Below are 13,540 nucleotides of genomic sequence, written 5' to 3'. Positions count from 1 at the left end.
CACAAGGTTTGTTTGCCATCAAAGGTCGTTTCGTGGAGTAAGCCAATGAAAATCACTTCTTTATTTGCAGATAAACCGTATAGCGCAATCGCGATTGCCATTTGTTTTGCCGTGTTACTGGCTTTGCCGTGGTTGCATTTGTTATCACCTGATTCGGCATTTTATCTGTCAGCGTATTGGATTACGTTGATTGGCAAAATCATGTGCTTGGCTTTGGTCGCGTTGGCATTGGATTTAGTGTGGGGCTATGCAGGGATTTTAAGCTTGGGGCACGGCTTATATTTCGCCTTGGGTGGTTACGCCTTTGGCATGTACTTGATGCGCGAAGCCGCAGGCGATGGCTTACCTGATTTCATGCGTTTCCTCAGTTGGACAGAACTCCCTTGGTATTGGGTGGGGACTGAGCACTTTGCTTGGGCGATGATTTTGGTTTTATCTGTGCCTGCCTTAGTTGCCTTTATTTTTGGTTTTTTTGCCTTTCGCTCCAAAATCAAGGGTGTGTATTTCTCAATTATTACCCAAGCCATGACCTTTGCAGCGGCACTCTTGTTCTTCCGCAATGAGACGGGTTTTGGTGGTAACAATGGCTTCACGGGTTTTAAAACCTTACTCGGTTTTGACATCACTTCTGCGCCAATGCGTGCCAGTTTATGTTTTGTCACCGCTTTGACTTTGATGCTGTGCTTTATCGGCTTACGTCAACTGATGAATCGTCCTTATGGGCGTGTGTTGGGCGCGATTCGTGACAGCGAAAACCGTTTGCAATATTTGGGTTATCGTACGCTGTGGTACAAGCTTTCAGCGTGGGTGTTATCGGCAGTGATTGCAGGTATCGCAGGGGCGTTGTATGTGCCACAGGTTGGCATTATTAACCCAAGTGAAATGAATCCAGTCAACTCGATTGAAATGGCAGTGTGGGTTGCCGCAGGTGGTCGTGGCACATTGATCGGACCGATTCTTGGTGCAGGTTTAATCAATGCTGTGAAGACTTATTTCACAGTTGCAGCACCAGAAGCTTGGTTATTGATCTTAGGTGCTTTATTTATCGTGGTGACGATTTTCTTACCGAAAGGTGTGATTGGTTTATTTGACCGTTTTAAAAAGGAGAGCAATTAAATGAGTGATTTATTCCTAGACTCAGCTCAACATGGCGGTCAACTCGGCGAGGGCTATGGACGCGCCAAAACTGAAGGCGCAGATTTTAGTCATGGGATTGCCTTGTATTTGGAAAAAGTCAGTGTGTGGTTTGATTCGTTTCGCGCTCTCAATAATTTATCACTGTACATCGCTGAAGGTGAATTACGCTGCATCATTGGACCAAATGGTGCGGGGAAAACCACACTAATGGATGTGATTACAGGGAAAACGCGTCCAACCACGGGCACTGCTTTTTTTGGACAAAACTATGATCTTGCCAAAATGAGTACCGAGCAAATTGCCGAAGCTGGGATTGGGCGCAAATTTCAAAAACCAACGGTATTTGAAAATTTCACAGTCATGGAAAATTTACTGCTCGCGGCACCACGAGATAAGCGAGTGAAAAAGAGCTTGTTTAGCCGACTTGATCCAGAAGCGCAGTTAGCATTGGAGGAAAGTTTAGAACAAATTCGCTTAAAGGAATTTGTAAAAAAGCCCGCAGGATTATTATCTCATGGTCAAAAGCAGTGGTTAGAAATCGGTATGTTATTGATGCAACGTCCGAAGCTGATTTTATTGGATGAGCCTGTGGCAGGAATGACTGATGCGGAAACAGAACGCACTGCTGAACTGTGTTTGGAATTGAAAAAAAATCATACGCTTGTGGTCGTAGAACATGACATGAGCTTTATTGACACCATCAGTGAGAAAGTTACGGTATTGGCGCAAGGCGCAATTTTGGCAGAGGGCACATTGGCAGAGGTACAAGCCAATGAAGATGTGATTGAAAAGTATTTAGGACGCTAGGAGACTGCCATGTTAGAAGTGAAAGAAATTAACCAGTTTTATGGTGGTAGTCATATTCTGCGTGACGTGTCTTTTCAAGCGCCTGTAGGGGAATGCAGTGTCGTTCTAGGACGTAATGGCGTCGGCAAAACCACTTTGCTGAAATGCTTGATGGGGATTCTCCCGATTAAATCAGGACAGATTTTGCTAGATGGCAAAGATATTGCCAAAATGTCCCCTGAGCAACGAGTACGTGCAGGATTGGCGTACGTGCCGCAAGGACGAGATATTTTTTCAACTTTAACCGTAGAGGAAAATATCTTAATTGGTATGGCGAAATTTTCAGGTGCGAAAACTCGAAAAGTACCGAGTCATCTCTACGAAATTTTTCCTGTCTTGGATGAAATGAAGCATCGCCGTGGTGGAGATTTGTCAGGTGGTCAACAGCAACAGCTCGCGATTGCGAGAGCGTTGGCTTCAGAGCCAAGAGTCTTGATTTTGGATGAACCGACTGAGGGGATTCAGCCCTCGATCATCAAAGACATTGGTCGAGTGATTCGTAAATTGGCAGATCAGGGTGAAATGGCGATCGTTTTGGTGGAGCAGTTTTACGATTTTGCTGAAGAATTGGCAGATAACTATACAGTGATGGCGCGTGGTCAAGTGATTGCAAACGGGCAAGGTGCAGAAATGCCGGAAAAGGGGATTCGGGAATTGGTGGCGATTTAGTATCGACCCTATATATCTCATTTTACTATTTAGAAACTAGATATTAAAAAAATGATTATCTTTCGGAGTCATACCTAGTAGTCTTCTAATTTTTAAATACGCCTTCCGCTGGAGTTACTTTGGTTTTGCCCAAAGTAACCAAAGGCATTGTCATTCACAAAACCTGTTCAATTCTTGGATTTTTTCTATTGTTTCGCAGAAACAATATCTTTCAAAGATTACGCAGGTTGTGAATGACGTTTCCGAGACTCATAAGTTTTCTTAAATTTTTTGTTGAGTTTGAGGGTAAAGATCATTTATTTACCTTCAACCTTATAGAACGTGCCGCCCGCATAGACGTTATGCCCAAAACCACATCCAGACTCGCCACTATTTTGTTTCACCTCAATTTTTTGACCATTATTTGTATCATTCGTAAATTGAAGCTTAATCTGGCAGTCCTCATAATGATAGTTGGCTTGCTTTGCAGTGATCGGCATTGTGGTATCAAACTCACCTAAATTGGGACCATAAATAAGACCACGAATGCCAAAATAATAACCTTCAAAATTAATTAGATATTTATTTTGTTGTTTCTTGACCGTGATGTAATCCCATTGTCCGAAACCATTGGCTCTTACATACGTGCCTTGTAGGTCTTTCGTGATCTGCGGTTTAGGAAGCTGTTTTAAATTGTATAGACTGATTTTTGAATCTTCATCTCTTAAAAACCATACTCTTGCCCATTGTGGTTTACCTAATTTTGCATAACTCAACCCGACATTATTATTGGCTATTTCAATCTCTCGATCAGTCACTTTAATACCGCTTTCTTCAGCATTCATTTGGCAGAAATGTGCCCATGCGGCTTGATCTTCAAATTGTTTCACTGCTTTGGCATATTGCTTTTGGTCGTAGAGCTTTTTCCCATTTAGAGCGTATTGTTTTACTTTGGCACAGCCTTGCTGTAATTCTTGCTCAAAAGACGTTTCTGCAAAACTAACGGTTGTTGCTGAAGCACATGTAATGATTAAAGCGAGTTGTGAAATTTTCATGTTTTAAATTATTTTGTAAATGAGATGTTTTTATTCTAACCAACTACATATGCATAGTAGAGATGAAATTGTTCTGTTTATGAACGACTCAATTGTAGCTGCATCAAAACTAAATCACGCCATTTGTCAAACTTTTGTCCCACTTGTGGCATATAGCCAGTTTGAATAAAACCCAGTTGTTGATGTAATACGATTGAACCCATATTTTCGCTATCAATCGCTGCCACCATGACATGCATATGCTGTTGAGTCGCAAGATGAATCAGTTGTTGCATGAGGGCTTTACCTAAACCCTGACGAGCATAATTCGGATCAATAAAAACAGAATGTTCAATACTGTGTCGATAGCCTGTAATACTACGAAAGGCAGAGTAATAGGCATAACCCGCAATTTTTCTCAATGACTGATCTTCAACTACAATCATAGGAAATTGCTGTTGTTGCATCTCCTGAAAGCGCTGTTGATATTGCGCTAAAGTTACGGCTTGATCATTCCAGTTGGCTGTGCCCGTGATGATTTCATGATTATAAATAGTGAGAATCTGCTCGAGATCATCAGTAGTTGCAAAACGAATTTGATAAGAGTTTTGTAGTGTATGCGTTGCAAGTATAAGATCGTGAGACATAACAAAATAAAAGAAAATTCATCTATTTCAATATGCGCGATCTAAAAAAAACAGCAAGGAATTCCTTGCTGTTTTGATCAGTCAAAACCGTTTAGAAATGGTATTTCACTAAAGCACTGACATTATTTTCGTCGCTGCCTTTGATACCAAACTTGTTATTCCAAACAGAATGTTCTACGCCCAAATATAAACGTGTTTCAGGTGAAATGTGTTTACCTACATTCCATTTATATTGGGTTGTCCAGTTAAGTTCACTCGCATGGTCTTTTTCTGCTGTAGACCAGTCAAGGAAACCATCAACTAAGAAATCTTCGCTAGATACTTTAAATGGAACCGCATAAGCGATAGTCATTTGATAGTCATCTGCTGTATTTTCATTATTTGCACGGTAGAAATTGACATTCGCATATTGGAAATAAGGAATTGCAAGATCGAAACCTACGCCGTATAAGAAGTTATCAAAACTAGAAAAGTCATCATTGTTACTTTCCCAAGTCGTTGAGATCAACACATCTTTAATCGGACCAAAAGCAAGTTTCTGACCTGAAACCTCACCCAAGCTCAAGCGTGGAGAAAGCTCGAAATAAGTGCTTTTATGATCGTCGCTACCACGCATACGATCCATAAAGAAGAACACATCGGCATATTTTACTTTTGCCGCATATTCAACTGTTAAAGTTGTTTGTTTTTCATCAACCACTTCGTAGTTTTCGCCGTATAAACCCGTTAGGCTGAAATCCTGCCAAATTGGTTTCGCTTGAGCGAAAACTGCTGTAGATAACAATAAAGATGTAGCCGCAAGTTGCTTCAATTGCATTTAAAAAATCTCCCCCACAAAAGGCGTGTAAAGCATACAAGTTATGAAGCAAAAATAAAGCCAAATTTGACCAAATGCTCAAAAGAATTGTATACGGTAAAAGCTCTGCTAAAGATAAGATTCGGTAAGAGAATCTTTTTGATCAAGTTTTAATAAAAATGTCAAAAATCAGCTTGCATATTTCTGATGAAAGACAGATATTGGAATTATAGAAGATCTTCTAAATAACTGAAACACAACTGATGTGAAGCAAGGAGACGACAAGCATTTACATAATCAGAATATACAACTGCACTGAATGAATGCATGCTCAAAGTGTGCTGAATAAAAAGCTTCGTAGAACCGTCTCAATATAGAAGAGAGGAAGATATTTATGAATATTGAAATCCGTACAGATAAAAACATCCATGGTAGCGAACGTTTAATTAGTTATATCCGTGCAGAGCTTACACAAGAATTTCAACGTTATAGCGAACGTATTACACATTTTTCGGTTCATATTAGTGATGAAAATGGGGAAAAAACGGGAGATCATGACAAACGCTGTATGATCGAAGCCCGTCCAGCAGGTATGAAACCTGTAGCTGTGACACACAAAGCTGCAAATATCGATGCATCTATTCATGGTGCAATTGATAAATTACAACGTAGTTTGGAACATTTATATGAGAAAAAAGACCACCATCGTGGAGCTTTACCAGAATATGTTGATGTCGATGATGATATAAAAGTAGATGATGAGGCGTAGTGAGCGCGTTTAAAAAAAGCCCAGTATTGGGCTTTTTTTATGCCTGTATCAAATTTATACATGATTTTTAGGTCGTTTTATAAAATCCCGATGGGATCTTCGGCATAATAGGCGAATTAAATACTTTGTGAGAATTGGTCATGTTAAGCAATCAGCAACAGGCCTTGGTGCAAGCCATACAACAACTCGATTTAGACCAAGTACAAGCATTACTTGCTGAAGGACTTGACCCAAACTTTATTGATCCAGAACAAGGACCACCTGTTTCAGTTCTTTGTGATGGTTTGTTTGCGTGGTGGGAAAAAATTTGTGAGGCTTATGAAGCTGGCAAGCCATTAAGTGAAGATGAAAAACAACAAGAACTTCACGTTTATCTTGCTATTTTAGACGCATTAATTCAAGCCAAAGCAAATCTACATTTGTGGGATGCTGAAGAATTTTATGGTCCGCTTTGGGATGCTGCAAGCTCGGCATGTGTCCCTGTGGTACAGCGTTTACTAGACGAAAAAGTTGATCCAAATACACGTGATGAAGAAGGACTAACGATTTTATCTTCGATTAGCCAATTATTCTTTGATTGTGATTTTGATGAAATTGATTGGTCAGAATCGCTGAAAGAAGAGCGCGAGACACTCGAATTATTGCGTCAGCATGGCGCTAAAATGTCAAAAGAGCTAACAGCATAAGTTTAGCGAAAACAAGGAAAAGGGGTTCATCATGAAGAAGCTTAATGCTTTAACTTTTGTGGCTGCGTCAATGCTAGCAAGCACGACTTTTGCGGCAGAATTTTCATTTGATCGTCCTGGTGCAGGGATCGGAACAGGGATTACACCTGTTGGTCAACTTGCTTGGGAACAGGGCTTACCAACAGTAAGTTACCAAGAACAAAATATTGAAGGTGTAAAAGATAAAACTTTAACCCTAAATGGCGATATGTTGTTGCGTACAGGTTTAGCAAATGGTCTAGAACTGCAATTAGGTTGGCAAGGTCCAGTATGGCAACAACACAAGCGAGCTGGATTTAAAACTGAAACTGATGGTTTAGGCGATGTCAGTATTGGTTTAAAGAAAGCGATTGATCTTAAAGATGATCGTTTATCGATGGCGGTGTTAGCTGAAGCGATTATTGCAACGGGTAATGATGAATTCACAGCACATGATGATATTTATAGTTTAACTTCAGCTGTTGCCTATGAGTTCAGTGATTTAATCGGTACGTCAATTACCATGCGCTATGAAGCACAAAATAGTAATTGGGCAGTGACAGCGATTCCAACCATTGATTATAAAATTGCAGGTAAATTATCAGGATATTCTGAGTTTATTTATCGCAAAGCAGAGAGCCAAGACTATCAATATGGTTTAGGGACTGGTCTGGTTTATGCCATCAATGATCGTGCACAGCTTGATGCAAGTGTGGGTGTTGATTTAGATGGTGATGTGAGAAGTTATAACGGTGGTTTAGGCGTATCCGTTTTATTCTGATAGATGATCTCTCAAATGCTCTATGTTGAACTGCCATTCAAGAAATCGGGCATTTGAGAGAACATAGAGAGATGATATGAAAATGAATGTTCGGGGTGAGGCTAGTGTCTCGCTGATCCAATACTTTTTGGGTACATTATTGCTGTTATGTGGGTCTTTAACCTACGCCCAAGAAAATTCAGCAGCACCATTATTGAGCCCTGAAGAGGCATTTACATTTTCAGTTGAATCGACGCAAACCGATCAAGCACGATTACGTTGGGAAATTCAGCCAAACTATTATTTATATCAACATAAATTTGAAGTTCAGCAAGGCAATCAAGCTGTTGCGTTGGATTTGCCCAAAGCCGTTGATCAATATGATGAAAACTATGGTCATAGCCAAGTTTATTATCAGCAAGTTGAATTCAATATTCCGACACTAGCATCGCAGCACTACCGTGTCACATGGCAGGGTTGTGCCAAAGATCGAATTTGTTACCCACCTCAAACGATTGACTTTCAAACCGATATTGATGGTTTAGTGAGTATGCAAAATACCACTGCAAACTCTCAAAAGCGTTTTTTAGATGTTGCTCGATCTGCTCAGGCAGCGAATACAAATAACGCAGTATTAAGTGAAACGCCACAAGATCAATCAACAGCTGACAGCAACAATACTGTTATGGCCCAAGATCAGAAATGGTCGAGCACATTAGAACAACATTCTTTAGCTTATAGTTTGGCTTTATTCTTAGGATTAGGGATTTTACTGGCATTCACGCCATGTTCATTGCCGATGTTGCCTATTTTGACATCATTGATCGTGCGTGAACATAAAGGTGTTAAAGCATGGATGATTGCATTGACCTTTGTGATCAGCATGGCGATGGTATATGCGGTACTGGGATTAATCGCATCAGCTGCAGGGTTGAACTTTCAACGGTGGCTTCAACAGCCAGGAACATTAATTGCCTTTAGTTTATTGTTTGTGGTTTTCGCACTCAATTTATTTGGTTTATTTGAAATTAAACTACCACAAAAATGGGTCAATCATCTTGATCGAATGCAATCGGTGCAACAAGGTGGCACCTTAATTGGCGCAAGTGTGATGGGAATGATTTCAGCTTTGTTGGTTGGTCCTTGTATGACTGCTCCACTTGCTGGAACGCTACTGTTTATTTCACAGACCCAAAATCAATGGCAAGGTGCATTACTCTTGTTTACGCTCGGATTCGGGATGGGTATACCTTTGCTTTTGGCGAGTGTACTTGGTGCAAAAGCACTTCCTAAAGCGGGAGAATGGATGCATCAAATCAAGGTGATTTTTGCTTTTTTGATGTTAGCGCTCAGTTTGTATTTTATTCGACCACTTCTGCCTGAATTGGCGATGCAGATTCTCAGTCTATTATTAGGTCTTGGATTTATTGTTTTTGCAGCGTATCGACTCTTTGTGAAGACGAGCCAATTAAAATGGCTATACGCATTATTGTTATTGGTTGTTGTTCCTTTTTTGGCATTTAATCAATATCAGCATGTACAGAATTTGACAACGCAACAAGCTGATCAACTTGCTACTTGGCATATTGCACGAACAGCAGATGAGTTTGAACAACTTCTTGCAACTGCGCCGAAAGATCAAATGATCGTGGTTGATGTGTATGCAGACTGGTGTGTAGCATGCCAACCGATTGAGCATCGGATTTTAAAAGACTCAGAGGTCCAACATGCTTTGGCGCCTTATTATTTGATCAAGCTTGACCTCAGTCAGTATGATCTATCGCATCAGAACTTACTCAATCAATGGGACATATTAGGTCCGCCAACTTATTTATTCTTAGATCAACAAAAGAGAGAAATACGTGCTTTACGTTTGACGGGTGCATTCCAGAAATCTGAACTAATACAACAACTCGCTGCATTAAAAGAGAAATCATTATGAGTTATCAACTGTTCATCGGAAATAAAAATTACTCCACATGGTCGATGCGTCCGTGGATTTTGTTAAAACAGGCGGGTATTGCATTTCAAGAACATTGGATTCAGTTTGATAGTTTTGAGCCAGATAGCCAGTTCAAAACTGAAATTCTAAAACTTAATCCAACAGGAAAAGTACCTGCTTTAGTTGATGGGGATATTATTGTTTGGGATAGTCTGGCGATTGCAGAATATATTGCTGAACAACATCCTGATAAAAATTTATTACCTCAAGATAAAAAGTTACGTGCCCGCGCACGTTGTATTAGTGCAGAAATGCATAGTGGTTTTCATAATTTGCGCAATCTTTGTCCGATGAATGTTGAAGCGGATTTATCACATATAGGAAAACAGCTTTGGGTTGAGCATGAGCAACTGCGTAATGAAGTCGCACGTATTGATCAAATTTGGTCAGAGCGACCAAGCGAAGATCAGTTTTTGTGTGGTGAGTTTAGTATTGCCGATGCATTTTATGCACCAGTGGTGATGCGTTTTGAATGTTTTGACTTACCTATTTCAGCATCAGGCAAAAGCTATATAGACAAGATTTTGTCTTTACCATCGGTTCAACAGTGGATTGCGGAAGCAAAACAAGAGCAAATGTTTGTACCATTTGATGAGCCATATCGTCAGACTCGAGATGAATATTTAAAGAAATAGACGAAAAGTAAAAGAGGGAATTTCCCTCTTTAATTGATCAACCCACCAGCTCACTAAATACTTTGACTTGGTTGCGCCCATTTGCTTTGACTGCATACAATGCTTGGTCAGCTTGACTAATAATTAAGTGTGACTCACTGGCATTTTGTGAGCTGCTAATTCCAAAACTAGCACTAACCGAAAATTCTTGATGATCTTCAGAAATAAAACTTAATTGTGAAATCGCAATTCGACAACGTTCAGCAATACTTTTTGCTTGTGTTGTACTGGTGTTGGGAAGCAAAATAATAAATTCCTCGCCCCCAAAGCGACCAATCATGTCTTGATCACGTAGATTTTCAGTTAAGCATTTCGCGACATTTACTAATACTTCGTCCCCTAAACTATGTCCAAAGTGATCATTAATATTTTTGAAATGATCAAGGTCGAGCAAAATCACAGAATACAACTGATCGGCTTGTTGATTGAGCTTCTCTAGCTGATTACTAATGCTTCTACGATTCATGACATTGGTTAAAGGATCGAGGCGGCTCAGAGCTTGAATGGCAGTTTCACGAGTACGCCATTGTTGCAGTAAAATTTCAAACAAATACAAACAAGCCAATAGAATTGGGAGCAGGAAGAAGAACATACTGCCAACCCAGAAAGGGTGCATTTCCGCTTGATTTAAGATCTCAGGATTAAATATTGGCGCATACTGAAGGATGCCATACATACTGAGGAAATTACAAAAGAGCAGAGCAATAGTCGCGGGAATCAATGCGCAGTAGATCATACGACGATCAAACAAGATGAGACCGACACCGACTACACTAGCGTATGTCACCATGGTCGCAGGACTAAAACTGCCGATCAGATAGCCTGTATGGCAAAGCAATACTGTAAAAATCTGTACACTCAAAATAGGAATAATTTCCTGAACCCACACTCGATCTTTGTAAAAATAACAAGGAATAATCAAGCTGAGAAAAACGATCAGCATGATCAAGTTGGTGAGTAGTTTTGAGCGAACAAGTGGTAAATTCACCCATTGCCATGTACTAGGATTCAGCAAGACAAAACTGTCCCACAAAATTCCAAACAAGCTCATCAGTGCAGCGAGTATTAGCAACAAAATACTTTTTTTCAGCATGTCCCAATTGATAAGCGGTTCATGCTCCCAAAGTTGTGAGAAATTCCATTTTTCTCGTTTTGCTAAACTCTTAAAGTGAACCTTCATCATTGACATGCATCCTTTATGCAATCAGATTCCTAAGAACGGTTATAAGTATAAATTTGTCATCAAAAAAATTGAAAAACGATTATTAAAATTACAATAGCATCTTTAGATTGAGAAAAAAGTCTAGCTCTCGGTTTTTAATGTTAAATCGCAAGGGAAAATTTTTTGGAAAAAGGCTTGGTTATCTAAATAATCGATCAAATTTTAACTATTATGACAAAAATAAATTAAGAGTGACAATGGTCAGCCATTGCTGACCATTTTTTTCATTTGGAGAAAATGAGTTAATTTCGATCTAATGAGTGAGCAAACTCAGCAATATCCGCTAGTGCTTGTTTCGCTTCAGGGAACCATGCATTAAACATTTGGAAGTTATGCCACATGCCTGTGTAAAGTTTGAAGTTTACTTTGACATTGGCTTTTTCCGCCTTTTCTCTAAAGCGTTTTGAATCATCCAATAGGATTTCCTTAGAGCCGACTTGAACCAACGTTGGTGGTAAACCTTTTAGATCAGCAAATAAAGGAGATACGCGAGGATCATCCGCTTGAATCCCATCCTTCAAATAATGATTGATTCCTGCTTGTAAAGCTTCAATCGAAAGTAAAGCATCATGCTTCTGATTGAAACGTAATGATTCACTGGTGAGTGTCAGATCTAAATATGGTGACATTAAAATCATACCACTTGGCATCAGTTCAGGCTGTTGCTTCAAGCGTAAGCAAAGCGCCAATGCAAGGTTAGCCCCACACGAGTCGCCAGAGACAATAATATCTTTGGGTTTAATTCCTTGTACCAGTAGTGCTTGGTATACATCAAAAATTGCATCAATCGCCTCTGGGAATGGATGTTCAGGTGCGAGTGGATAATCTACATGGATCACCTGCATTTGAGTACGAGCTGAGATGTCAGTCATTAACGCACGATGTGTGTTTAGGCTACCTAAGAAAAAGGCACCTCCATGAATATGAAAGATCAGTTGGGTTGCAGAAGCTTGAGCTTTGATTTCTTCACCGCGAACACCCGCCAAATGTAGTGGTCGAATTTGTACTGTTGGATTCTGAGGAAACAAGCGACAAAGTTGATCTAAAACAGGTCGTAACGCATTCGGTGCTAAATTAAACTGACTCGGTGTGCGAATAGTCGCTTTTAGTAACGATTCAGTAAAATAATATTTCCAAACAGTACCAAATTTCATAATTTTTCCATATTGTTAGTTCAGTATATAACTAAGAGAGTTTTGACTCATGTGCCTTGCACTGTAATTACAGCAATGTTTTGTTGTTGCTCAGGCTATACCCAATAGTCATAATCAAGAATTGCAATATTGATAGAAATTCTCAATACTCTTGGTCTTGAAAAGACCCCCTTAAGGATATTACAAAAATGAAGAAAATTGCTTTAGCATTTGGATTGCTCGGTTTAACAACTTTTGCCAATGCGGCAGATGTGCTTAACGGGAGTGTTTGGCAAACGATTGATGATGATACTAAACAACCGAAAGCGATTGTGAAGTTTACAGAGCAAAAAGACGGTACGCTCAATGCATCAATTCAAAAATTTTTAGTGGCTGGTCAGGAAAATGCCTGCACTAAATGTGAAGGTACTTTTAAAAATAAACCGCTGAAAGGCGTGACAATTGTTCATGGTCTTAAAAATGCAGGCGGTACAAATTATGATGGCGGTTCTATCATTGATCCTAAAAATGGTAAAACTTATAAATTGAAAGCTGAAATCATCGATGGTGGTAAAAAGCTTAAATTACGTGGCTACATCGGCGTTGCAGCATTAGGTCGTAACCAAACTTGGATTCGTACCAACTAAACCGAATTCGATATAAAAAAACCGAGTGTAAATCCACTCGGTTTTTTATTGTTTGCTTATTTCAAGCCGATAAATTTGCATAAGCCGCTTCATCAAAACCGATCACATAACCTTGAGGAGTTTGTAAAACTGGGCGTTTAATCAAGCTCGGTTGTGCGATCAATGTTTCAATCAGATTTGATTCGTTACGAGTCGCATGATTTTGTTCCGCTTCGCTGAGTTTGCGCCATGTGGTGCCTTTTTTATTTAATACTTTGTCTGCGCCAATCTCTTTCAGCCAGACTGTTAAAGTTTCAGCATCAATGCCTTGTTTTTTATAATCATGAAATTCGTAAGCAATTCCTTTGGCAGTTAAAGCATCGAAAGCTTTTTTCATTGAATTGCAATTTTTAATACCGTAAATTTTGAACATACTGAAAAACCATATAGATTGATGAAAAGATTTATTCGAAAGCCTAACGTAAAAACTGACTCAGTTGCCAATCGATATTGTTTATAAAGTTGATTGAGAGATTTCTAAA

15 protein-coding genes are annotated in these 13,540 nt (G+C 39.5%); 9 read left to right on the top strand and 6 right to left on the bottom strand.

Translation table 11 applies throughout. The features are described from left to right. Positions 1-45 precede the first annotated feature (45 nt). Genes urtC through urtE form a run of 3 tightly spaced genes read left to right on the top strand, consistent with a single transcriptional unit; the run spans position 46 to position 2,652 of the window. Positions 46-1,116: an urea ABC transporter permease subunit UrtC gene (gene urtC, locus A2003_RS09720; protein WP_204378922.1), complete on the top strand. Its 1,071-nt coding sequence runs from the start codon at positions 46-48 to the stop codon at positions 1,114-1,116. Then, positions 1,117-1,944 carry an urea ABC transporter ATP-binding protein UrtD gene (urtD, locus tag A2003_RS09715; RefSeq protein ID WP_286687263.1) on the top strand — a complete coding sequence of 276 codons (828 nt, stop codon included), beginning with the start codon at positions 1,117-1,119 and terminating at the stop codon, positions 1,942-1,944. A 9-nt stretch (positions 1,945-1,953) separates the two neighbouring features. Continuing rightward, positions 1,954-2,652, top strand: coding sequence for an urea ABC transporter ATP-binding subunit UrtE (urtE, locus tag A2003_RS09710; RefSeq protein WP_087539924.1), 699 nt, complete (start codon positions 1,954-1,956; stop codon positions 2,650-2,652). A gap of 296 nt (positions 2,653-2,948) precedes the next feature. Here the strand turns inward: urtE and A2003_RS09705 are convergent, their stop codons facing one another. From A2003_RS09705 to A2003_RS09695, 3 genes are all read right to left on the bottom strand, one after another. Continuing rightward, a complete protein-coding gene (locus A2003_RS09705; protein WP_004909982.1) occupies positions 2,949-3,686 on the bottom strand; it encodes a hypothetical protein in 738 nt (245 codons plus the stop codon). A 77-nt stretch (positions 3,687-3,763) separates the two neighbouring features. Beyond that, entirely contained in the window at positions 3,764-4,312 is a 549-nt protein-coding gene (locus A2003_RS09700; RefSeq protein ID WP_125297527.1) for a GNAT family N-acetyltransferase, read from the bottom strand. Positions 4,313-4,403: 91 nt separating this feature from the next. After that, the gene (locus tag A2003_RS09695) at positions 4,404-5,129 is read right to left on the bottom strand and encodes an outer membrane protein OmpK (protein ID WP_004909979.1); all 726 of its coding nucleotides are present in this window, start codon (positions 5,127-5,129) and stop codon (positions 4,404-4,406) included. 373 nt (positions 5,130-5,502) lie between these two features. On the opposite strand from A2003_RS09695, the gene A2003_RS09690 reads away from it, so the two are divergent. From A2003_RS09690 to A2003_RS09670, 5 genes are all read left to right on the top strand, one after another. Then, positions 5,503-5,877 carry an HPF/RaiA family ribosome-associated protein gene (locus tag A2003_RS09690; RefSeq protein ID WP_004951232.1) on the top strand — a complete coding sequence of 125 codons (375 nt, stop codon included), beginning with the start codon at positions 5,503-5,505 and terminating at the stop codon, positions 5,875-5,877. Between the two features lie 140 nt (positions 5,878-6,017). Beyond that, positions 6,018-6,563 (top strand): ankyrin repeat domain-containing protein, encoded by a 546-nt coding sequence (locus tag A2003_RS09685; protein ID WP_004909975.1) that lies wholly within the window; start codon positions 6,018-6,020, stop codon positions 6,561-6,563. A 31-nt stretch (positions 6,564-6,594) separates the two neighbouring features. Next, positions 6,595-7,362: a transporter gene (locus tag A2003_RS09680; protein WP_004951237.1), complete on the top strand. Its 768-nt coding sequence runs from the start codon at positions 6,595-6,597 to the stop codon at positions 7,360-7,362. A 76-nt stretch (positions 7,363-7,438) separates the two neighbouring features. Further along, entirely contained in the window at positions 7,439-9,283 is a 1,845-nt protein-coding gene (dsbD, locus tag A2003_RS09675; protein WP_286687262.1) for a protein-disulfide reductase DsbD, read from the top strand. Further along, complete coding sequence (locus A2003_RS09670; protein ID WP_286687261.1) at positions 9,280-9,978, top strand: glutathione S-transferase family protein; 699 nt, start codon at positions 9,280-9,282, stop codon at positions 9,976-9,978. Before dsbD ends, A2003_RS09670 begins: the two co-directional genes overlap by 4 nt. A 37-nt stretch (positions 9,979-10,015) precedes the next feature. On the opposite strand, the gene A2003_RS09665 is transcribed toward A2003_RS09670, so the two are convergent. Next, positions 10,016-11,200, bottom strand: coding sequence for a GGDEF domain-containing protein (locus A2003_RS09665; RefSeq protein ID WP_004909968.1), 1,185 nt, complete (start codon positions 11,198-11,200; stop codon positions 10,016-10,018). A gap of 281 nt (positions 11,201-11,481) precedes the next feature. Beyond that, positions 11,482-12,393, bottom strand: coding sequence for an alpha/beta hydrolase (locus tag A2003_RS09660; RefSeq protein ID WP_129261334.1), 912 nt, complete (start codon positions 12,391-12,393; stop codon positions 11,482-11,484). Between the two features lie 188 nt (positions 12,394-12,581). Between A2003_RS09660 and A2003_RS09655 the strand changes: the two genes are divergently transcribed. Then, positions 12,582-13,019, top strand: coding sequence for a DUF2147 domain-containing protein (locus tag A2003_RS09655; protein WP_112986657.1), 438 nt, complete (start codon positions 12,582-12,584; stop codon positions 13,017-13,019). Positions 13,020-13,080: 61 nt separating this feature from the next. On the opposite strand, the gene A2003_RS09650 is transcribed toward A2003_RS09655, so the two are convergent. Continuing rightward, entirely contained in the window at positions 13,081-13,431 is a 351-nt protein-coding gene (locus A2003_RS09650) for an arsenate reductase (RefSeq protein WP_039047790.1), read from the bottom strand. Between the last annotated feature and the right edge of the window lie 109 nt (positions 13,432-13,540).

This window comes from Acinetobacter sp. GWC1_38_13, assembly GCF_001767535.1.
In the GTDB taxonomy this organism is placed as follows: Bacteria; Pseudomonadota; Gammaproteobacteria; order Pseudomonadales; family Moraxellaceae; genus Acinetobacter; species Acinetobacter junii.
Note: the sequence above shows the minus strand (reverse complement) of the source record. Positions and strands in the feature narration are given on the sequence as shown.